The organism is Butyrivibrio sp. (genome assembly GCF_017433805.1).
Lineage (GTDB): Bacteria > Bacillota > Clostridia > Lachnospirales > Lachnospiraceae > Butyrivibrio.
This window is the reverse complement of the sequence record NZ_JAFRGN010000013.1, coordinates 365381-388780: the sequence shown is the minus strand read 5'-3', so window position 1 is coordinate 388780 and position 23400 is coordinate 365381. Positions and strand designations below refer to the sequence as shown.

Below are 23400 nucleotides of genomic sequence, written 5' to 3'. Positions count from 1 at the left end.
TATAAGCTTTTTATTTGGAGTGTAATAGAAAATGTTTGATATAGAAACTAAGAAAAAAGTACTTCAGGATACAGATTTATTTGTTCTTGATATGGATGGGACCTTCTATCTGGATAACGATATCCTGGATGGAGCATTGGACTTCCTTGATGCTGTAAAAAAAGCTGACAAGGACTATTTGTTTTTTACCAATAATTCATCCACGTCACCAGCTCTTTATATTGAGAAATTAGCCAGAATGAACTGCCATATCACAAGGGACCAGATCATGACTTCAGGGGATGTTATGATAAGGTATTTAAAGAGCAATTATCCTGGTAAGAGTGTGTATCTGCTTGGTACTCAGCCTTTGATCGATGATTTCAGAGATGGTGGTATTAACCTCTTTGAACCGGAAGTGCTTGTGACAGAGGGCTTTGTTCCTGCTGATACTACTAATATTCCAGATATCGTTGTTATCGGCTTTGATAAGACTCTTACCTATGAGAAACTTACAAATGCCTGCACATACATTAGAAATGGAGCGCTTTTTCTTGCAACACACCTTGACATCAATTGTCCTGTTAAGGGAGGCTTTATTCCTGACTGTGGTATGATGTGCGCAGCTATAACTCTTTCTACAGGCAAAGAGCCTAAATATGTTGGTAAACCATTTGCTGAGACTGTAGATATGGTTGTTGATAAAACTGGATATTCCAAAGAGAGAATAACCTTTGTTGGAGACAGACTCTATACCGATGTTGCTACAGGTGTTAAAAATGGCGCCAAGGGAGTACTGGTTCTGACTGGAGAAGCTGGAGTAGATGATATTCCTAAGTCGGATGTTAAGCCGGATGCTGTATATGAAGGCATTGGTGAAATGGGCAGACTTCTTGCAGATTAATACATATGTTAATATGTGATACAAATCTTGAAAAACTTACACAATCATAGCTATTCCATAGACGAAAGATAGATAAATTCACTATAATTATATCAGTCGTTAATCGATGAAATTAGCATTTGATCTTAATCGGAGGGTTGATATGAAAATCGCACTTATCAATGAGAACAGCCAGGCTGCCAAGAATGAGATGATCTATGGAGCACTCAAGAAGGTTGCTGACAAGCATGGCTTTGAAGTATTTAACTATGGAATGTATTCTGGTGAGGACAAGGCACAGCTTACTTATGTACAGAATGGTATTCTTGCATGCGTGCTCCTTAACTCAGGCGCTGTAGATTATGTTATTACAGGTTGCGGAACAGGTGAGGGCGCTATGCTTGCATGCAACAGCTTCCCTGGAGTTATCTGCGGACATGTAACAGATCCACTTGATGCTTACACATTTGCTCAGATCAATGATGGTAATGCAATCTCTATGAATTTTGCTCTTAAGTCAGGATGGGGCGCTGAGCTCAATCTTGAGTACACATTCGAGAAACTTTTCTCTGAGGAGTCAGGACAGGGCTATCCAAGAGAGAGAGCAGTGCCTGAGCAGCGTAACAAGAAGATTCTTGATGAAGTTAAGAAGGTAACCTACAACACAGATGTTGTTGATATTCTTAACAAGCTCGACAGAGAACTCGTTAAGGGAGCTCTTTCAGGAGAACATTTCCTTGAGTATTTCGATGCTAATGCCAAGGATGAGAGAATCAAAGCAGCTGTACACGAGATTCTTGCATAAGTCAGACCTATTAGGAGCAGCCTTTTCTGTAAAAAGAAGAGGCTGCTTTTTTAATCTAGAATTAAGAAAAATTTTATGATATAATACGCGATAGTGTTGAAATGGGGTACTAGGGTTTTGATACTTTTTGTTTGAGGATTTATAAGGAGTTAGAACGTTGCAGACGGCTATGGGTTATAGAGGAAAGGATAATTCTCTTAATACAATTAAAAGAAAAAATAAGCGCAATATCAGACGCAAACGCGCTAATAGAATAGATTTTAGAAAACTTGCAATAATAGGTATAGCTACAGTTGTTGCTGTTGTATGTGGATATGCAGTATACAGCCATTTACCTTTTGTTAAGGTTAATAAGGCTATTGCAGCAGGCAATAAATATTCACAGAAGGCTGAATATGATGCAGCGATCAGTTCCTATTCAGAAGCTATCGAGATTGATTCAGGATCTGTAGCAGCTTATTCTAACATGGCAAGTGCATACCTTAGCATTGACGATTCAGAATCAGCCAAAAAGGTTTTGTATGATGGCTGGCAGAACACAGAGAGCCAGGCTCTTTTATCTAATTACCTTACAGTTATCATGAATGATGCTGTTAATACAATCAATAAGGGAGAGGGCAACATTGATACAATCCTTAGCGTTGTTAATGTACTTGAGCAGGATGCGACTAACACAGACGCTGTAGAGCTTTTAAATGCGGCTTATGACAGATGCTTTAGTGTTTATGCAGATGATGTAAATGCACTGTTTAGAAATACAGATCCTGAAGGTTGCAACTATAGCAAATATTCTGATATGCTCGTAAGACTTACTTCTGTATATGAAGCTAATCCATCTGAGGAACTTAAGGCACTTCTTCTTAAGTACGCAGTTCCTGCATCTGATTCTTTTACTATGAATTATGAGGATGCTATAGCTTATGAGACAGTACTTGCTAATATTGAGAACAGCGTTGGATCAAGTAATGAAATCTCATCTATGAGAGCCTGCATTTCTGATGCACAGAATGTTCAGGGAGTATTTGCCGGGATTTTTGCTCAGCTTGATGTTGGTAATGTTGATGAACTTAGAGATTTTGTGGTTTCTGAGGAATATGTTAATCTCAGGAATATCTTCCTTAACAACGAAGAAACTCCTCAGGAGAACACAACTTATGTAGCTATCAGCAGAGAAGCTATTATTCTTAACAGAAACGATGGACAGTTTAGCTATAGATTCCTTGATTTTGAAGAGAATCCAGAGACTGCTGGTGTTATCACACTTTGGGCTAATTATTTTGAGGATGACGGTGTTCAGAGAAATTCAATCTCTTACGAGCCGGGTGCTATTGATGGTAATCTATATCCTCATACCAAATATACTGTAACTTATCTTAAGAGTTACACTAATTCAGGCAGCAATACCAAGGTTGCCAAGATGAATTACAGATTATCTACTGCAATAACTGATGAGAATGGCAAGACAACTGAGACTATAGTAGGTGACTGGGGCGGAACTGATGAGTATGAGATGGATATTAAGACCATCGAGTCCAGAATCCGTGCATAATAGGAAATATATAGTATAATTAACTAGTACATCTGATAGTGTGTCAGGTGTACTAGTTTTTTATTTGGAGAAGAAATGGTAAATAAAGTATCAGAACCAAAGTGCATAATAATATCAGCTGGTAAGTTCACACCGCTTGATATCAAGAAAAATGAGGACGACTTCGTTATTGCCTGCGATGCAGGATTTATGTATGCTCAGCAGCTTGGAATTTTGCCAGATCTTATAGTTGGAGATTTTGACTCAGCAGCCGAAGCTGATCCTGCAGTACTTAGAGGAATCAGAGAAATAGCTGAGCATGATCCAGACAGGATTGTTAAGCTGGATGTGAGAAAAGATGATACGGATACAATTAAGGCAGTTAAGATTGGTTTATCCAAGGGGTATCAGAAGTTTTATCTATACGGAGCCCTTGGAGGCAGGAGATTTGATCATTCTTTTGCTAATATTCAGACACTTACATTCATTAAGCATAACGGCGGAAGAGGATATATCTTTGACCAGGACAGAATGATCATGATAGCCGAGAATGAAACTATCAGGTTCAACAGGGGAAATACCGGATATTTATCTGTTTTTTCCCTTACTGAGATGTCCAGGGGTGTTACATTAAAGGGACTTATGTATACCCTTGAAGATGGAGAGCTGACAAGTGATTTTCCTCTTGGAGTCAGCAATGAATTCATTATCGATGAAGAGGCGGAAGTTACTGTCACAGATGGAACTCTTTTGATTATTACTGAGTTTGTGTGAGACATATGATAACAGATACAAATAGATGACAGGAGGTTAGATGTAATGATCTGTTTCCTTGCACGTTTTTTTATCAAAGATTATGAACAGGTTAAGAGGCCAAGGGTAAGGCAGGGCTATGGACTGCTTAGTGGAATTGTTGGCATAGGTCTTAATATTTTCTTATTTCTTACCAAGTTTATGGCGGGCCTTATAAGTGGCTCTATATCTATATTTGGTGATGCGTTTAATAACTTGTCAGATGCTGCATCATCAATCGTTACACTGATTGGATTTAAGCTTGCAGGGGAGGAGGCTGATGAACAGCATCCCTTTGGACATGGCAGACTTGAATACATCGCAGGTCTCATTGTTTCTCTTTTTATCATACTTACAGGCTGTGAGGTTGTCAGAACCTCAGTAAATAAAATAATCAAGCCAGAACAGACTGAGTTTAATCTCACTGTAGCTGTTATTCTGATAGTTTCCATTATCATCAAGCTTCTTATGTTCCAGGGGAACCTTCAGGCTGCCAAAAAGATTGAAAGTAAGACCTTAAGGTCTGTTGCAATGGACAGTATTTCTGATGTATTCACTACATCTGTGGTGCTTGCATCCAGTATCTTTGCTTACAAAACAGGAATTATAGTAGATGGATTTTTTGGCGTATTCGTTGGATTTTTTATCATTAAAACAGGCTATGAGGCAGCCAAGGACACTATAAATCCACTTCTTGGAGAACCACCCAGCAAGGAATTTATTCAGGACGTTAAAAATAAAGTAATGGCTCATGAGGGAATTCTTGGAGTTCATGACATTCTCGTGCACAACTATGGACCTAGCAGAATTATCATGTCTCTTCACGTTGAAGTTCCTGGTGATCAGAATATTGTGACGGTTCATGATTTGATCGATGATATTGAGAAAGAAATTACGCAACAATATCACTGCACGGTTGTTATACATATGGATCCAGTTATTTCAGGAGACATAGAAACTGAGTATTTAAAGAGTAAGGTCAGATTGTTTCTTAGCCAGCTCGGGCCTGAACTTACATTTCATGATTTCAGACTGGTGCATCATGATAGCGGAGAAAAGAGAGTTTCTTTTGATGTTCAGGTGCCATATAAATACGATTTAAAAGATGATTTGATCATCGATTATCTTACAGAGCATCTTAAAGGCGTTGTGCCTGATCTGACCCTTGATATTGATGTTGATAAGACATTGGATGAAGAAGAATGAGAGATGGGGATTTATCATTCTTTAGATATGAATAATTTCATGGTGGAGGAAAGTTATGTTGGTGGTAAAAAAGCTTAAGGAGAGCTATGAGGGCGCGATCAAGGAACACCTTATCTCTGTGCTGTTATTCTTTTTGTCGATGGTATGCTGGTCCGTTACTGTAGGTGATCAGCTTTACAAAAACCATGTTCAGCTGGATGAAGTCTTTACAATTGGAACGGAGCTTCTGGCAGGCTTAGCGGTTGGAGTCCTTTTGTGCGAAGCTATTCATAACTATAAAAAGCAGGAATGCGAAGGCTATGTTGTAACAAGCGCTAAGAGCGTACTGATCAATGCTTTGATCATGGCTGTCTCTGTAGCCACTACAGTTTCGTGCATTGTTATGACTGAGTTTTTATGCGACGATTATAAATACAAAGATATATGGGATGCTTTCGAAGAAATATCCCGAAATCTTATTATCTGTTATGTAGTGACATATCTTGGACTTACAATTTTCTTTTTTTACAAAAGAAGCAAAGAAAATACTGAAGTCTATGTGGCCAAGGCGTTTTGCGGTCTTATGAAAGCGGAACTTGTTTATGGCATAATTGCTCTTGGCGTTGTTCTCATTATTGCTGTATTTAATACGCTTATCTACGATACTTACAAGCTCGATCTGATGGAGAGAATAGAGATTATTCTACTGGGACTGGTGGAATATCCATGTATTCTCATTGGGCTTAGTAAGACAGAGGCACAGATAACCAAGTTTGGAAAAGCTGTTTTGAGTTATGTATTTACAGCTCTTTTGGCTATTGCCTTTGTAATTATCTACATCTATATTTTCAAGATCATTGCTACTATGAAACTCCCGTCTAATGAGGTTTTCTCGATACTGACATGGCTCTTTGCGTTTGGAGTATTCATATGGACAATGGCTCAGGGAGCTTGCGATGAGAATTTGCAAAAGCTTTTTAAGGCATTTCCATTTTTCTTTTTGCCATTTATAGTACTTCAGTTCTTGTGCCTTTACATAAGAATAGATAACTATGGATTTACGCAGAGTAGATATCTTGGAGTGGTGCTTATTTTATTTGAAGTTGTGTACTTTGGTTTATATTCCAACAGGATCATCAACAATAAAGATATTATGGCAGGAGTAATCTTTATTCTGATTGCGGCTTCTGTTTTAATTCTTTTCTTCCCCGGTACGAATATGTACAGCGTGGTTACAAGATCACAGAAAAAGAGCATAGAGAAGGTACTTGCTCTTGGCAGGGATTCATCTTCACAGGATCTTGCGAAGGCTTATATAGCTTATGATGCTATTGTTGATGAGGGCGGAATTGCTGGAGCCAGATACATAAAGAATAATTTATCAGATGACCTTATTGATAGAATGAAAAAAGCTTCAGGAAATGCCAATAAAGATACTCATAAGGATGTGTATTTACGGAGAAGTATTGATCATTTGGATGTATATGGTTACACAGATGTCTACTATGTGGATATTAGCTTTGAGGGAAATGAGCTTCAGACGATGGCTGATATACATGCTTTTCCGATTTATCCCTTGTCAGAAGATGTGGACCTTGGAACTGCCAATATAGCAAGTCTGTTGACGACTCTGGCTGTTAATGACGAAAGCGGCGCAGATAGTGCTAATCAGGATATTTTATCCCAAAAGATCGCAATAACCGGAGGCGGTGTTCTTTATATAACTGAGATTCATTTTGGTTATGATTCAGAAGTTCAGGATTCTTATAAATATATAAGGATTGAAGGATATGTTTTAAAGTGATAATTGTAATATTAAGTTTTTGTTAATTACTTGTCAGAGTGGCCACTATTGAGCTATACTATGCAAGGATGAATAATCATCTGCATTTCAATATTGTTGACTGTGCTAAGAGCTTATTCTTGGCATGTAGAATGGAGGATATATAAATGAGAGGTTCTAAACCTACAGTTCTTTTGATCCTTGATGGATACGGACTTAATGAAAACCCAGAGGGAAATGCAATTGCAATGGCTAAGACTCCTGTAATGGATGGTCTTATGAAGGATTATCCTTTTGTTAAGGGATATGCATCAGGTCTTGCAGTAGGTCTTCCTGATGGACAGATGGGTAACTCAGAGGTTGGTCACATGAATATGGGTGCTGGCCGTATCGTATATCAGGAGCTTACCAGAATTACCAAGTCAATCGAGGATGGTGATTTCTTTACAAATGAGGGCCTTATGGCTGCTATTAACAACTGTAAGGAGAAAGGTTCAGCTCTTCATTTATATGGCCTTGTATCAGATGGTGGTGTACACAGCCACATTACACATATTTATGGTCTTTTAGAGCTTGCCAAGAAGAACGGCCTTGATAAGGTATTCGTTCACTGCTTCCTTGATGGTAGAGATACTCCACCAGAGAGCGGAATTGATTTCGTACAGCAGCTTGAAGATAAGATGAAAGAGCTCGGCGTTGGTGCTGTAGCTTCTATTTCTGGACGTTACTATGCTATGGATAGAGATAACAACTATGACCGTGTAGAGATCGCTTACAATGCTCTTACAAAGGGTGAGGGCAACAAGGCTGATTCAGCTCACGAGTGCATGGTTAACTCATACAAGGATGGCAAGACAGACGAATTCGTTATCCCTACAGTTATCATGAAGAATGGTGCTCCTGTAGCTACTATCAAGGATGGCGATTCAGTTATTTTCTATAACTTCCGTCCTGACAGAGCAAGAGAGATCACACATTGCTTCTGTGATGATGAGTTTGATAAGTTTAACAGAGGTAAGAGACCAGAGGTTACTTACGTTTGCTTTACAGATTACGATCCACTTATTCCTAACAAGGAAGTTGCATTCAAGAAGGTTCTTCTCAACAACACATTTGGTGAGTGGCTTGCAGCTAAGGGAATGAAGCAGGCTCGTATCGCTGAGACAGAGAAGTATGCTCATGTAACATTCTTCTTTAACGGTGGCGTTGAACAGCCTAACGAGGGTGAGGACAGAGTACTTGTTAACAGCCCTAAGGATGTAGCAACATACGACCTCAAGCCTCAGATGAGCGCTCCAGAGGTATGTGAGAAGATCGTTAACGCAATCAACTCTCAGGAGTACGATGTTGTTATCGCTAACTTCGCTAATCCAGACATGGTTGGACATACAGGTGTTATTCCTGCAGCTGTTCAGGCTATCGAGGTTGTTGATGAGTGCGTTGGCAAGGTAGTAGATGCTGTTAAGGCTCAGAACGGAACAATGTTCATCTGCGCTGACCACGGTAACGCTGATATGATGATCGATTATGAGACAGGAGAGCCATGGACAGCTCATACAACAAATCCTGTTCCATTTATCCTTGTTAACTATGATCCAGCTTATACACTTAAAGAGGGCGGATGTCTTGCAGACATCATTCCTACACTTATCGAGTGTATGGGTGAAGAGCAGCCAGCTGAGATGACTGGTAAGTCTCTTCTTATCAAGAAATAATGTTGGATTAAGCTAAGCCAATCAAAAGAGTTGATAATTGACGATACTACGCAAATGTGGTAGAGTATTATTTGCTTGTAATTTATAAAAAATATGAGCTTAATGCGATTTATTGACTTCGGGAGGTTATTTTAAGTGAGCGTTTTAAGTTATGTTGTTGGTGTAATTTTTATGCTGGTTTGTGCCGCTTTAGTAGTTCTTGTACTTGCTCAGGAAGGCAAGAATCAGGGACTTGGAGCAATTCAGGGAACAGTTGAGAATACATATTGGGGCAAGAACAAGGGTCGTTCAAGAGAAGGCGTACTTAAGAAGGTAACAATCATTCTTTCTGTATTATTCGTTGTTATTGCAATTGTTCTTAATATGAACATTCTTTAATTTGTTTATTTGAATTTATTAGGTTTTTGAGGCACTCCATTGTGAGTGCCTTTCTTTTTATTAAATGGTTTGAGTATTGATTATTTTTTAGCGAGGTATTATGATTAAAGGTAAAAGTCTCAAGAGAATGAATGAGAGCTTTTTAGGCAAAAAGAATAAAGAAATGGTAGTAGGAACCTTTATTGCTAATGCAAGGGGCTTTGGTTTTGTGGAAGTCGAGGGAAGAGATGAAGATATCTTTATTCCTGAGGAATATGTTCACGGAGCTTTTCATTCTGATACAGTCGAGGTTGAACTGTTACCTGAATCTACTGGTAAAAGACAGGAAGGTCGTGTCAGGAATGTTCTCGTCAGAGGAATGGATGAGGTAGTTGGAACTTATCAGGGTGAGAAGAATTTTGGCTTTGTTATTCCTGATAATGGCAGAATCCAGAGTGATATCTTTATTCCTATTGAGCATCATGGCAAGGCTGTTACTGGAGATAAGGTAGTAGTCAAGATCACAGACTATGGCAATGCTCTTGAACGCAAGAAGCCAGAAGGCAAGGTTAAAGAGGTTATTGGCAATATCAATGATCCCGGAGTAGATATTATGTCTATTGTAAAGGGCTATGATATTCCAAGTGAATTCCCTGAAAAGGTAATCAACCAGGCTAACAGGTGTCCTGACCAGATAAGTGAAGCAGATATGTTTGGCAGAACAGATCTTAGGGATGTTCAGATGGTTACTATTGATGGCGAGGATGCCAAGGATCTTGATGATGCAGTAAGTCTTTCTATTGATGAGAAGGGATTATATCATCTTGGTGTTCACATTGCAGATGTAACCAACTATGTTCAGGAGAATTCAGCACTTGATAGAGAAGCTCATAAACGAGGAACCAGTGTATATCTGGTAGACAGAGTTATACCTATGCTTCCTCACAGACTTTCCAACGGAATCTGTTCACTCAACCACGGGGAGGATAGGCTTGCACTTAGCTGTCTTATGACAATTGATAAGAGCGGCGTAATTGTTGACCATGATATTGTCGAGTCAGTAATTAACGTCAATGAGCGTATGTCTTATACGTCAGTAGCCAAGATTCTTGAGGATGAGGATCCTGAGGAAATAGAGAAGTATGAAGAGCTTGTCCCTATGTTCAAGGATATGGCACAGCTTTCAGCTCTTTTACGCAAGAAAAGAGAAGATAAGGGTGCAATAGACTTTGATTTCCCTGAGACCAAGATTATACTTGACCCAGCTGGTAATCCTATAGAGATTCTTCCTCGCCAGAGGAACACTGCAACCAAGCTTATTGAGGACTTTATGCTGGCAGCTAATGAGACAGTGGCTGAGCACTTTTATTATCTTCAGAGTCCTTTTGTATATCGTATTCATGAACAGCCTGATCCTGAGAAGATCAGCACACTATCTGCTTTTGTTTCTAACTTTGGCCATCACATCAAGTCAAGGAAGGATGTTGGTGTTAAGCCAAAAGAATTACAGAAGCTACTTAAGCAGATTGAGGGTAGCAAGGAAGAAGCAGTTATCTGCAGAATGACACTTCGCAGTATGATGCAGGCCAAGTACAGTACAGAATGTACAGGGCACTTTGGACTTGCTTTTGACTATTACTGTCACTTTACTTCTCCTATCAGAAGATATCCTGACCTTCAGATCCACAGGATTATCAAGGATCACCTGAGGGGCAGAATGAATGCGGAGAAGGCTTCTCACTACGAGGAAATTCTTGATGAAGTAGCCAAGCACTCTTCAGAAACAGAGAGACGTGCTGAAGAAGCAGAGAGAGAAACAGATAAGCTCAAAAAGGCTCAGTACATGGAGCAGCACATTGGAGAGAGATTTGAAGGAATCGTATCAGGCGTTACAGCCTGGGGACTCTTCGTTGAACTTGATAATTCCTGTGAGGGAATGATCAGAGCGGCTTCTATGAACGACGACTTCTATGTTTATGATGAAGATCATATGAAGCTAGTGGGCGAGAGTACTCATAAAGAATATGTTCTTGGACAGAAAGTAATGATCAAGGTTCTGGGAGCTGACAGGATCACAAGAACAATCGATTTCAGAATTGTAGATGAGAATGATTATGACGAAGATTATGAGTATGGCTATGATCCAGATGATTTTGTAGTTTATTCAGATGCAAGAAAAGTTGCAGAGAATAGAGCTAACAAAGTCAGAAAGATTATAGAAAGAGCTGAAAAAGAGCCTGAAAGAAAATCAGAAGAAAAGCTTACTGAATACAAGGGCAAGAAGATTGATCTAAAGAAGATCGATATTGACCCAAGAACTGGCGAACCCAAGCCTAAAAAGAAAAAATCTGACCGTAAGGTGTACAAGGTTCATAAGTACAAGAAGTCAGCTACAAGTAAGGCGGCCAGAAGCGCTCAGGGTAAGAAAAAGAAGCGCAAATAATAAATGAATTCGACCTGAATATAAAAATATATTACAGACATAAGGAAGTACATAAGAAATGGCAGAAGATAAGGCAAGAAAATTAGTAGCAAATAATAAAAAGGCATACCATGACTATTTCATTGAAGAGAAATATGAAGCAGGTATTGAGCTTTTTGGAACAGAAGTTAAATCAATCAGACAGGGTAAGTGTAGCATTAAAGAGGCCTGGATCAGTATTGATAAGGGTGAAGCTTTTATCATGGGAATGAATGTTAGTCCATATGAGAAAGGCAATATTTTTAACAAAGATCCTCTTAGAGTTAAAAAGCTCCTTCTACACAAGGCTGAGATCAGAAAGCTTGAACAGCAGAAGATGGTTCAGGGTTATACACTTGTTCCGCTTGAAGTATATTTCAAGAATGGTAAGGTTAAAGTTGAAGTAGGTCTTGCAAGAGGTAAAAAGCTTTATGACAAGCGTGCTGATATGGCTAAAAAGGATCAGCAGAGAGAAGCTCTTAGAGACTATAAAATAAGCCTTAGATAAAACTTAAAAGATTATTAAATCGAGTTTTAAACAAAGAAAAAAGCCTTCATGGACATTATAATAATAAGTGTATATGTGTTCATTATAGCGATAACTATATCACTTTTATTATTGTCTTATGGAGGCTTTAATTATGGCAAAGGAAAAGAAACAAAAGAGCACAGGTTCGGGAACAGTAGGTTTTAAAGACAGTATAAAAACAAAACTTATATCACTGATGATACTTGTTGCAGCGGTCCCTCTTATTATTGCGATTGTTGTTAATTATATTACGTCGACTAATAAAGCACTTGAGAATGCTCAGGATTCTTTGGAATGGCAGGCTTGGTATATTGAAGATATTTTTTTGAGAACTTTTGACACAAATATGAATATGTGCAGAAGTATTGCTGATAATCCTACTATTATCCAGTTTGTTCTCGGAGAAGCAGGAATTCCTTATGATGCAGTACAGTCTACACTTCTTGAATGTGATGCTGTTTTAGGTGATGGTGAAAATACATCAATTACAGATGCAACAGGTATGCAGATTGCACGAGGAACAGGCGATTTTATTGATGTATCTGATAAAGAGTATTTCCAGAAGGCTATAGCTGGATCTATATATATTTCAAATATTACCATTAGTAAGAAGAATGGTAGAAGAATGGTTACTTTCGCGTGCCCTATAAAAAACGGAGATCAGGTTATTGGTATAGTTCATAGAAATTATGATCTTGGAAATATTCATACTCAGCTTGCTGCTGAATCTGATAATGCATTTATTATAGATAGAAACGGCGATGTTATGGCACATTCCAAGTATGAAATTGGTGATGGGGCACATGAAGAGATGAGTTTTGCTGATCACGAATTTTTTACTTCAGGAAAAGAAGAAGGCTTTTATCTGGACAATGTTGAAGGATCTGCGGAATATGTTGCATATGTAAAGGAAACACAGTCAAATTTCGTAGTTGTTGCTGCTAAAACACAAGCTGAGGTTATGGGATCTGCAAGAAAATCAGCTATGATAAATGTTGTTATTGGCCTTGTCCTTCTTGCTGTTGCCGTAGTTATTTCTATAATTCTTGCCAGAAGCTTTACAGATCCAATATTAGCGATTAATGAATCGTTTTCTGCACTTTCCGATGGACGATTTGCTAAAGTTGATAAGTATGATAAACGAAAAGATGAGCTGGGACTTATGTCCAAGGCTACAAACAGTGTAATAGATAAACTATCAGACATAGTTGGAAATATAAAAGCTTCTGCTACGCAGGTTGGAACTTCTTCCGAGGAACTGTCTGATATGGCTAACCAGATTTCTCAGACGGCGGAAGATGTATCTAATGCAGTTCAGGAGATTGCATCAGGCGCTACTCAGCAGGCAGATGAAATTCAGAGTGCTTCAGAAAATGTAGGAAGAATTGGAGATGCGGTAGCTAATGTGCAGAATTCTACTGATGACCTTTCGGGCATTGCTCAGAAGATGAAAGAAGCATCTGAGATATCCAGTAGTTCACTTGCTTCTCTCCAGGATTCAAGTGCTGAGATGACTGCCAAGATTGACGATATTTCCAGGACAATTGGCGCTACGCAGGATGCTGTCAATAATATCAGCGAAAAAGTTGAAGGCATTACTTCAATTGCTACGCAGACTAACCTGTTGTCACTTAATGCTAGTATCGAGGCAGCAAGAGCTGGAGAGGCTGGTAAGGGCTTTGCAGTTGTTGCTGAAGAAATTGGTAAGCTTGCAGAAGATTCCAAGGCAATGGCAGATGACATCAAGAAAGAGATGGAATCTCTTCTTGAACAGAGTAAAGCAGCTGTTCAGGCTGCTGAGGATGTTAAGCAGGGTAACAATGATCAGCAGATCGCACTTGGCGAAACACTTGATGCTGTTAACGGAATGCTTACAGATATCAGCAGTACTGTTGGAGGAGTTCAGCTTATCTCCGAAGGTGCTGAGAACTGTGATTCTTCCAAGAATGCCGTTGTAGATACAATGAGCGCACTTTCTGCTATTTCAGAAGAAAATGCTGCTTCCTCAGAGGAAACTGGTGCTTCTATGCAGGAGCTTTCAGCTACTGTTACAACACTTGCCGGATCGGCTAACTCTCTTAAGGATATTGCAGAAAAGCTTAATGAGGATATGAAGTTCTTTAAGGATTAATTGAATTTAGCTTGTGATATGATGAGCTGCATCTTTTGGTGAGGCAGCTCATCATTTTTGTCCAAAGAATGGACCAGGGGGACCAGGGGGACGGGGTTAGTGGTCCATTATTTTGTGATTTTAAACTGCCAGGTTATTGTTTTTTGTAAAAGCCTGCGATATACTAAGTGAGCAGCTTTAAGCTGAAGTAACAATTTAATATGGGTTAGTAAAGGTTTCGACAGGGATTTTGAAGCTGGAGAAGCTATCCGTAGGACGGTGCGTTAAACCTCAAATTAAAATTAAACGCTAACGATAATTTAGCATTCGCTGCCTAAGTGCAGCCCGTCAGCCTAAGTGCACCTACACATTTAGTAACTGGCGTCAAAATTTGTAGGAAACGACATGGCTTAAGCTTTGCGGTCATGGTCGTATCATGAAGCTACCAATTAGTCTTGGTTGTCAATTTCCGGGGCTATGAGGGAACAGGGATGCAGAATCCCGGAATAATTGACTATGATAGTAGAAGGACAGGGGATGAATTTTTGGACGCGGGTTCGACTCCCGCCTAATCCACTCGGGGGACATATGAGCGTCAGTAAGAAGAGAATTGTAGTTAAGGTTGGTACATCAACAATTACAAATGAGTCAGGAAATATAGATATCAGGGCGATTGACCATCTCTGCAGAGCTATTGCTGGTGTTGAGAATCTTGGATATGATCTGGTGCTTGTTTCTTCAGGTGCTATTGCTGTAGGCGCCAACAAGATGAGACTTGCTCAGAAGCCTCAGGAGATCAAGCTCAAGCAGGCTGCAGCTGCTGTAGGTCAGACTGAGCTCATGCATCTCTATGACAAGCTCTTTGGCGAGTATAACAGGATGGTAGGTCAGATTCTTCTCGATAATGAGGATATTGCTGATCCTGTCAGAAGCCAGAACCTCAAGAATACTTTCGATGCTCTTTTAGAGAATCATATTATTCCTATTGTTAACGAAAACGACTCTGTCAGCCACGCTGAGATTGAGTCTGAGAAGAAGCTCTTTTCCGATAACGATATGTTATCCGCACTTGTGGCTGTGTTCTGCAATGCAAGTAAGCTCATTATCTTTTCTGATATCGAAGGCTTATATGATGGCAATCCTAAGACTGATCCTGATGCCAAGCTTATCAGCAGGGTAGAGGATATAACAGATGAGCTTAAGTCTGTTGCATCAGGTTCTGGTTCTAACAGAGGAACTGGAGGAATGATCACCAAACTTGAGGCTGCAGAACTTGCAACTTCTCATGGTATTGATGTTCTCATAACTAACGGTAAGAATCCGGAGAGACTTTACGATATCATCGACAAGAAAAAGGTTGGAACCTTATTTGTAGCAAGAGAAAATAAGTAAATAAAAAACACAGATAAACTCATTTGAAGAGTATATCTGTGTTATTTTTTGCTCTTTTATCAAATATGAGAAATCAAGGGTTCTCGTGGAACTTGTCATAAATCTCAGTAAGATATGTCTTAACGATCTGGATGTTAGCCATCTTGCGAAGATCAGCGTTGCCCATAAGTACAGCAATCTCATCTGCGAGAAGAAGCATATCATAAATCTTGAGCTTGAATTCTTCTCTTGTGAGCTCATCGATGTTGATCTCCATAAGTGGAGCACCGAGCTTGAGAGTTACGTTCTCATCAGCAATACCTGTGAGCATAAGACGTGTCTCAGGATCAAAACCTACATAGAGAATGAGTTTTTCTTTCTCGTGCTTCTTGAGTGTAGTAGGAGTCTGGTGTGACTGCTCCATCCATACGAAGAGATCAGATTCATCTGGGTTCATGAGGAACTTGGTAAGCTCTTCTTTGTGCTTCTCAACATACTGCATATATTTGCTGGCATTAGGGCCTGTGTAAGCAAGCTCAACCTTAACACCATTATCTGACTTAACAAGTCTGCACTTCTCTGCAACTTCCCTGATCTTGAGAGAAGATTCTGTATTGCCAACAACTTTTAAGCTGCCAGTTTCTAATTCCTGTTTGAATTCCATTATTTTCTCCTTTTTATGCGAAACCTAAAATCCGTAGTTAGTATAGCACAAAGACTCTAAAAATGGTATACTTATTAGAGTTTTGCAATCTGTATTAAATAGTTTTGGTGGGTAAAAAATGGCAACAGCTAATAAGAGGGGAAATACTAATAGAAAGTCTACCAGGGGTAATGGGAGGAGCAATTCCAGCGCCAGAAGTCCCAAGAGAAGACCTGTACAGGAAGAGGAGATAGATTATTCTCTTAAGAGTGAGATTGTTGTAATTGCGGCGATTGCGCTGGCAATCTTTCTTTTCTTGTGCAATTTTGGAATCTGTGGCAGCTTTGGCAGCGCTGTAAGTGGAGTTCAGTTTGGACTCTTTGGCTTTACTGCTTATATTGCGCCTATAGTGGCCGCTGTATCTGTACTTATCGGTATAGCTAATTTTGGTTCTAATGCTTCCGTTCGGAAGATTATTTCAGGTATAGTTTTGTTTTTGATAATCGGCATGCTTGCTGAGCTTATCACTGGAAGACCTCAGGGTGCTGAGGCTTATGATCTTGTGACTATTTACAAGGAAGCCAGCATGGGCCACAACGGCGGCGGATTCTTTGCTGGTTCACTGGCTTATTTGTGTTATAAATATTTATCCCTTGTTGGAACAGCTCTTTTGCTTCTGGTATTGGGAATTGCCAGCCTTGTAGTCTTTACACAGCATTCTTTTGTTGGTGGACTTAAAAAGGGCGGCAAAAAGCTCATTGAGAAGACCAGACAGGAGACAGAGAACTATAGAGACTACGCTGAGAAGCGCCGTGAGAAGATGGAAGAGAGAAGAGCCAGAATCGAGGAAGAAAAGAGACTGGCTATTGAGCAGAAAGAGGATGAGAAAATCCTTCGCATGGAGAAAAAAGTCAGCGGAGTCATGCTTGATACTTCTCTTGATAAGGCTGAGGAAGAAGATGAAGCACCAGTTGTACGTTCAGAGCTTGATCCTTCCAATAGCAAAAACGTATTTATTCCAGAGGATGAGATCCGAGATGATATTCACGAGATCATTCTCAATAAGGGCATAGAAACAGATATCGAACCTGATGGACAGCATGTACTCAGAACAGGCCCAGTCATTCATGGAATGGGCTATGATGATGTGGATGAAGACGAGGATGATGATATTACAGACGAATATAATGATGTTCACGAGGTATCCTCAGGCGGCAATATAATCCCTATCAGTAGTCATGCCATGCCTAATCCGGTTAATGCTGATATGGATAACAGTTCAGAGCCTACTCCATCAAAAGGCAGCAAGCTTGTAGCCAGAGCAGGATCTTACGAATTTGAAGATGATATCCTGCCAGATGTGCCTATCCACGCTGAGAATATTGGTAATGGTATGAACGGCGATTATGTGATCCATGCTCAGGATCATTTATCAAGAAGCGCCGGTGCAGAATCCAGGATCAATAATGCAGCTCCTTCAAGCGTATCTTCTGTAGGACCTGGACCGCATACCACAAGTCCTGGAATGGAAAAAGAAATAGAGGCCCACAAAAAGGCTATTCCTAAGGCCTATAAATTTCCTCCAATAAATCTTTTGGAGAAAGGAAGCAGAAATAAAAACGCTGACTCAGCAAGAACTCTTAAAGAGACAGCACTTAAGCTTCAGGAAATACTTAAGACCTTTGGTGTTAACGTAACAGTAACAGATATCAGCCAGGGCCCTGCGGTTACCAGATTTGAGCTTCAGCCGGAAGCAGGCGTACGAGTTAATAAGATCGTTAACCTTGCAGATGATATCAAGATGAATCTTGCAGCCAAGGATATTCGTATAGAAGCGCCTATCCCTGGTAAAGCTGCCGTTGGTATCGAGGTTCCTAATAAAGAGAATCAGGCTGTTGCACTTAGAGACCTTTTTGAGTCCTCTGAGTACAAGGAATTTGAGAGTAAGCTTGCTTTTGCTGTAGGTAAGGACATTGCAGGTAAGACAGTAGTAACTGATATTGCCAAGATGCCACACCTTCTTATTGCCGGTGCTACAGGTTCAGGTAAGTCAGTATGTATTAATACAATCATCATGAGCCTTATTTACAAGGCCAAGCCTGAGGAGGTTCAGATGATCATGATAGACCCTAAGATCGTTGAGCTTAGCGTCTACAACGGAATTCCACATCTGATGATTCCTGTTGTTACAGATCCCAAGAAGGCTGCAGCTGCGCTCAATTGGGCAGTTGCTGAGATGACCAACAGATACAAGAAGTTTGCCGATAAGGGAGTTCGTGATCTCAAGGGCTATAATAAGCTTGCCAAGGATAGTGATGATCCTGAAATGCAGGTACTTCCACAGATTGTTGTTATCGTAGATGAGCTTGCAGATCTTATGATGGTTTCTGCTAACGAAGTAGAGGATGCAATCTGCAGACTTACTCAGCTTGCTCGTGCTGCGGGTATTCATCTTATTATTGCTACCCAGAGACCTTCTGTTGATGTCATCACAGGTCTTATTAAGGCCAATATGCCAAGTAGAGTTGCATTTGCTGTATCAAGTGGTGTTGACTCCAGAACAATTTTGGATATTAATGGTGCTGAGAAGCTTCTCGGTAAAGGAGATATGTTATTCTATCCTCAGGGTTATACCAAGCCAGCCAGAGTTCAGGGAGCTTTCGTATCAGACAAGGAAGTACAGGCAGTTACAGATTTCCTTAGGGGACAGAACATTGAATCATCCTACGGTGAGGATGTGGAGAGCCAGATCAATAGCATGCAGAGCATGGGCTCAGGTGGAAGTGCTGGTTTTGGCGGTGGCTCTGATTCGGACAGAGACGAGTTCTTTGTTCAGGCAGGAAATATCATCATAGAAAAAGAGAAGGCATCCATCGGTATGCTACAGCGTGCCTTCAAGATTGGCTTTAACAGAGCAGCCAGAATTATGGATCAGCTCTGCGAGGCTGGAGTTGTAGGTGATGAGGAAGGCACTAAGCCTAGAAAGGTTCTCATGACCAAATCACAGTTTGAGGAATATCTTAACTCACAGGCTGGATAATATTTTTGCTATATGATTCCCAAGGGGATTTTATAGATATAAGTAACAGGGAAAGAGTTTTATGCGTTATTCGCAGAAAGGGAGATTTCATGGCTGTAAAGAGTGATATCGAAATTGCACAGGAAGCTACACTGCTTCACATCAGGGACGTTGCTGCTAAACTGGGAATCGAAGAGGACGACCTTGAATACTACGGAAAATATAAGGCTAAACTTTCAGAGGATTATATTAAAAAGGTTCAGTCAGGCAAGCGCGGTAAGCTTGTCCTTGTAACTGCCATTAACCCTACTCCTGCAGGAGAAGGTAAGACAACTACAAGCGTAGGTCTTGGTGATGCACTTAACAGACTTGGCCACAAGACAGTTATCGCTCTTAGAGAGCCTTCACTTGGCCCTTGCTTTGGTATTAAGGGCGGAGCAGCTGGCGGCGGATATGCTCAGGTTGTTCCTATGGAGGATATTAACCTTCATTTCACAGGTGATTTCCATGCGATCACATCAGCCAACAACCTTCTGGCTGCAATAATTGATAATCATATTCAGCAGGGTAATGAACTTGGCATAGATACCAGACAGATCATTTGGAAAAGAGCTGTAGATATGAACGACAGAGCTCTTAGAAATATAGTTGTTGGCCTTGGCGCCAAGGCAGATGGTGTTCCAAGAGAGGATCACTTTGTAATCACAGTTGCTTCTGAGATCATGGCAATCCTTTGCCTTGCAGATGATATGGACGATCTCAAGAAGAGACTTTCAAGAATCATTGTTGCTTATACTAGAGATGGTGAGCCTGTAACTGCAGGTCAGCTCAATGCTGTAGGTGCTATGGCAGCTCTTTTGAAGGATGCCATCAAGCCTAACCTTGTACAGACTCTTGAGCATAACCCGGTTATCATTCATGGCGGACCATTTGCTAATATCGCTCATGGCTGTAATTCAGTAAGAGCTACCAAGACAGCTCTTGGCTTATCGGATATCACTGTAACAGAGGCTGGTTTCGGCGCTGACCTTGGAGCTGAGAAGTTCCTTGATATCAAATGCAGAATGGCTGGACTTAAGCCTGATGCTGTAGTTCTTGTTGCTACAATCAGAGCTCTTAAGTACAACGGTGGTGTTGATAAGAAGAACCTTGGAGAAGAGAACCTCGATGCTCTTAAGAAGGGTATTGTTAACCTTGAGAAGCACATTGAGAACATTCAGAAATATGGCGTGCCTGTAGTAGTTACACTTAACTCATTCCTTACAGATACACAAGCAGAGACAGAATTCGTCAGACAGTTCTGCGAAGAGAGAGACTGCAGATTTGCTCTTTCAGAAGTTTGGGCAAAAGGCGGCGAAGGTGGTGAGGCTCTTGCAAAAGAGGTTATCAATACTCTCGAGAATAAGCCAAGCAACTTTGCTCCTATCTATTCAGATGACCTTAGCCTTATGGATAAGATCACAACAGTTGCCAAGGAGATCTATGGCGCTGATGGCGTACAGTTCTCAGGTCCTGCAGCAAGACAGCTTGCTAAGATCGAGGAGATGGGCTTTGGTAAGCTTCCTGTATGTATGGCTAAGACACAGTATTCACTGTCAGATGATCCTAATCTTCTTGGTAGACCTAAGGATTACATGATCCAGGTTCGTGAAGTTTATGTATCTGCTGGAGCTGGTTTTGTAGTAGCCCTTACTGGTGCTATCGTAACTATGCCTGGACTTCCTAAACATCCAGCTGCTTATGACATTGATGTTAATGAGGATGGCAAGATCACGGGACTTTTCTAAGTGATTTAGATTAAACATATATTTACATGGAGGAATTTTATGAGCGCCCAGATTATTGATGGTAAGGCTATATCCGCTCAGATCAAGGATGAGCTAAAAGCTAAGACAGCAGCTCTTTTAGAAAAAGGAGTTAAGGTAACTCTTGCAGTTGTTCTTGTAGGAGAAGATCCTGCATCTCAAGTTTATGTCAGAAACAAGAAAAGAGCCTGCGAATATATTGGCTATAATTCATTATCCTACGAGCTTCCTGAGGATACTTCTGAAGAAGAACTCCTTAAGCTTATTGATGAATTAAATGGTAGAGAAGATGTCGATGGTATTCTTGTACAGATGCCTCTGCCTAAGCATATAAACGAGAAAAAAGTTATCGATGCTATTAGCCCTGACAAGGACGTTGATGGCTTCCATCCTATGAATGTTGGTGCTCTTTGCATTGGCGAGGAAGGCTTTGTATCCTGTACACCTGCAGGTGTTATCCAGCTTCTTAAAAGAGGTTGTGATGGCAAGATAGATATTGCAGGTAAAGAGTGTGTTATTGTTGGCAGATCCAATATTGTTGGCAAGCCAATGGCGCTTCTGATGCTCAGGGAAAATGCTACTGTAACAGTTGCTCATTCCAAGACAAAAGATCTTGCTGAAGTATGCAAGAGAGCAGACATTCTTATTGCAGCAGTTGGTAAGGCTGGTGTGATCACTAAGGACTATGTCAAGGAGGGCGCTGTTGTCATTGATGTTGGAATCAACAGAAATGCTGATGGCAAGCTTTGCGGAGATGTTGCATATGATGAGGTTAGTGAGATTGCTGGCGCCATTACACCTGTTCCCGGTGGTGTAGGCCCTATGACAATTGCTATGCTCATGAATAACTGCTATGAAGCAGCTGTAAGAAAACTTAAGTAAGCTATATGAGGAGAATTAAGGCTGAATGAAATGCCCTAATTGTGGTTTCGAAATTCCGGAAGGACATATGTACTGTGACCATTGTGGCACAGAGATAAACTTCGTTCCGGAATTCGAACCGGAAGTAGAGAACGAAATAAATGAGACTCTTTCTTCTGTTGCAGACGAGCTCAATAAAGAAGAGCGTATGAGAGAAGAAAGACTTCGTAAACGCAGGGAGTTTTTGGAGATGTTACATCAAAGGCGCCTTGTGTTTCTTGCTGCTTTCGGAACAGTTTTGGTTATTCTTTTAGCAGTAACTCTATTTACTTTGTTTAGTGATAAATCATCTTACTATTACATTAGAAGAGCTGATAAGGCCAGAAGCTCAGGTAATACCAATAAAGCTATTGAATATCTGATAGAAGGCAATACTAATCTTCCTGAAAACACAGATCTGATATATAGGTTATCTGATTATTACCTGGAAATGGGCGATTCCGACAAGGCAGTGGAAGCGCTCAGGAAAATTACCGATTCAGGTCTTTTTACAGATGATAAGGTTATTGCAGCTTATGAGAGCATGATATCTATTTATGAGCAGGAACAGGCTTACGACAAGATTTCAGAGCTTTTATCCGGAACAGATGATTCACTTGCGCAGGAGCTTAGGAATAAATATATTCCTAAAGCGCCGCAGATGGGCATGGCTGGCGGAGAGTACGATGATATTGTTGTTGTAGCTCTTTTGCCACAGTCTCAGAATGAGGGTGATATCACATACTACACAGTTAATGATGGAGATCCCAATGAATCAAGTATTCTCTATGAAAATGAGATAGTTCTTGATGAAGAGGGCGAGTATCTGATCAAGGCTGCTACCTTTAACAGATATGGTATTTCCAGTGCTGTTACAGAAGAAAAGTACGTGATAAATAAAGGCATACCATCACCTCCTGAGATCATGGAACCAAGTGGCGACTACGCTCAGAATACTATGATAGTTGCTGTTGCTGATGCCGGATGTACTATTTTTTATACTACTGATGGTTCGGATCCAACTATAGATTCCAAGCAGTATATTTCACCTATTACAATGCCTGTTGGAACCTCTCATTACAAGTTTGTGGCTATAAACGAGGAAGGCATGACGAGTGAGATAGTCGAAAGGGATTATCACCTTGTATTTACAAGGCTTATTTCCAAGGAACAGGCTGTTAATAGTCTTGTGTCCACTCTTGTAAGACTGGATATCCTTTTGGATAACACAGGTAAGGTCAGAGGCATAGAGGGACATAACGAATATATTTACAATTCAGAGATAGAAATTGAAGGCGCCGGCGAATATTACGTTGTTGTAGAGAACCATGTTTCCAATGATGGCGTTTCTAATCCGACAGGTCTTTTGTATGCTGTTAATACCCATGATGGTTCTGTTAACAGATTGGGCTATGATTCCAGTGGCAAGTACACGCTTATCAAGATATCAAACAGATAAAAACGGCGTACTAATTACTTTAACGATTTAAAGAAATAAAGATTGAAATATTAGGCGCATTCATATATTATTGTTT

General features: G+C 40.3%; 17 protein-coding genes and 1 other RNA gene. 17 read left to right on the top strand and 1 reads right to left on the bottom strand.

The genetic code is table 11. The annotated features are described in order from the left end of the window. Positions 1-31 precede the first annotated feature (31 nt). The 13 genes from IJI01_RS05125 to proB all read left to right on the top strand — a co-directional run bounded on the left by IJI01_RS05125 (position 32) and on the right by proB (position 15519). Positions 32-883, top strand: coding sequence for an HAD-IIA family hydrolase (locus tag IJI01_RS05125; protein WP_292186762.1), 852 nt, complete (start codon positions 32-34; stop codon positions 881-883). 142 nt (positions 884-1025) lie between these two features. After that, positions 1026-1667, top strand: a complete 642-nt coding sequence (locus IJI01_RS05120; protein ID WP_292186759.1) for an RpiB/LacA/LacB family sugar-phosphate isomerase — start codon at positions 1026-1028, stop codon at positions 1665-1667. Between the two features lie 157 nt (positions 1668-1824). Next, positions 1825-3216: a tetratricopeptide repeat protein gene (locus IJI01_RS05115; RefSeq protein ID WP_292186756.1), complete on the top strand. Its 1392-nt coding sequence runs from the start codon at positions 1825-1827 to the stop codon at positions 3214-3216. Between the two features lie 75 nt (positions 3217-3291). Then, positions 3292-3969: a thiamine diphosphokinase gene (locus IJI01_RS05110; RefSeq protein ID WP_292186753.1), complete on the top strand. Its 678-nt coding sequence runs from the start codon at positions 3292-3294 to the stop codon at positions 3967-3969. Between the two features lie 45 nt (positions 3970-4014). Beyond that, on the top strand, positions 4015-5193 hold the full coding sequence (locus IJI01_RS05105) for a cation diffusion facilitator family transporter (protein WP_292186750.1): 1179 nt from the start codon (positions 4015-4017) through the stop codon (positions 5191-5193). A gap of 55 nt (positions 5194-5248) precedes the next feature. Next, the gene (locus IJI01_RS05100) at positions 5249-6976 is read left to right on the top strand and encodes a DUF4153 domain-containing protein (RefSeq protein WP_292186748.1); all 1728 of its coding nucleotides are present in this window, start codon (positions 5249-5251) and stop codon (positions 6974-6976) included. Positions 6977-7122: 146 nt separating this feature from the next. Beyond that, a complete protein-coding gene (gpmI, locus tag IJI01_RS05095) occupies positions 7123-8670 on the top strand; it encodes a 2,3-bisphosphoglycerate-independent phosphoglycerate mutase (protein WP_292186746.1) in 1548 nt (515 codons plus the stop codon). 135 nt (positions 8671-8805) lie between these two features. Further along, complete coding sequence (gene secG / locus IJI01_RS05090) at positions 8806-9048, top strand: preprotein translocase subunit SecG (protein ID WP_292186743.1); 243 nt, start codon at positions 8806-8808, stop codon at positions 9046-9048. Between the two features lie 100 nt (positions 9049-9148). After that, positions 9149-11470 carry a ribonuclease R gene (rnr, locus tag IJI01_RS05085; RefSeq protein ID WP_292186740.1) on the top strand — a complete coding sequence of 774 codons (2322 nt, stop codon included), beginning with the start codon at positions 9149-9151 and terminating at the stop codon, positions 11468-11470. Between the two features lie 58 nt (positions 11471-11528). Next, positions 11529-11996 (top strand): SsrA-binding protein SmpB, encoded by a 468-nt coding sequence (gene smpB / locus IJI01_RS05080; protein ID WP_292186737.1) that lies wholly within the window; start codon positions 11529-11531, stop codon positions 11994-11996. Positions 11997-12129: 133 nt separating this feature from the next. Further along, positions 12130-14148, top strand: coding sequence for a methyl-accepting chemotaxis protein (locus IJI01_RS05075; RefSeq protein ID WP_292186734.1), 2019 nt, complete (start codon positions 12130-12132; stop codon positions 14146-14148). Between the two features lie 202 nt (positions 14149-14350). Then, positions 14351-14706: a transfer-messenger RNA gene (ssrA, locus tag IJI01_RS05070) on the top strand. Between the two features lie 9 nt (positions 14707-14715). Further along, on the top strand, positions 14716-15519 hold the full coding sequence (gene proB, locus IJI01_RS05065; protein ID WP_292186731.1) for a glutamate 5-kinase: 804 nt from the start codon (positions 14716-14718) through the stop codon (positions 15517-15519). A gap of 73 nt (positions 15520-15592) precedes the next feature. Here the strand turns inward: proB and IJI01_RS05060 are convergent, their stop codons facing one another. After that, positions 15593-16162 carry a hypothetical protein gene (locus IJI01_RS05060; protein ID WP_292186727.1) on the bottom strand — a complete coding sequence of 190 codons (570 nt, stop codon included), beginning with the start codon at positions 16160-16162 and terminating at the stop codon, positions 15593-15595. 118 nt (positions 16163-16280) lie between these two features. Between IJI01_RS05060 and IJI01_RS05055 the strand changes: the two genes are divergently transcribed. From IJI01_RS05055 to IJI01_RS05040, 4 genes are all read left to right on the top strand, one after another. After that, positions 16281-19181: an FtsK/SpoIIIE family DNA translocase gene (locus IJI01_RS05055; protein ID WP_292186724.1), complete on the top strand. Its 2901-nt coding sequence runs from the start codon at positions 16281-16283 to the stop codon at positions 19179-19181. Positions 19182-19270: 89 nt separating this feature from the next. Then, a complete protein-coding gene (locus IJI01_RS05050) occupies positions 19271-20947 on the top strand; it encodes a formate--tetrahydrofolate ligase (RefSeq protein ID WP_292186722.1) in 1677 nt (558 codons plus the stop codon). Between the two features lie 39 nt (positions 20948-20986). Further along, the gene (gene folD / locus IJI01_RS05045) at positions 20987-21847 is read left to right on the top strand and encodes a bifunctional methylenetetrahydrofolate dehydrogenase/methenyltetrahydrofolate cyclohydrolase FolD (RefSeq protein WP_292186719.1); all 861 of its coding nucleotides are present in this window, start codon (positions 20987-20989) and stop codon (positions 21845-21847) included. A 25-nt stretch (positions 21848-21872) separates the two neighbouring features. After that, positions 21873-23324 carry a chitobiase/beta-hexosaminidase C-terminal domain-containing protein gene (locus IJI01_RS05040; protein ID WP_292186716.1) on the top strand — a complete coding sequence of 484 codons (1452 nt, stop codon included), beginning with the start codon at positions 21873-21875 and terminating at the stop codon, positions 23322-23324. Positions 23325-23400 lie beyond the last annotated feature (76 nt).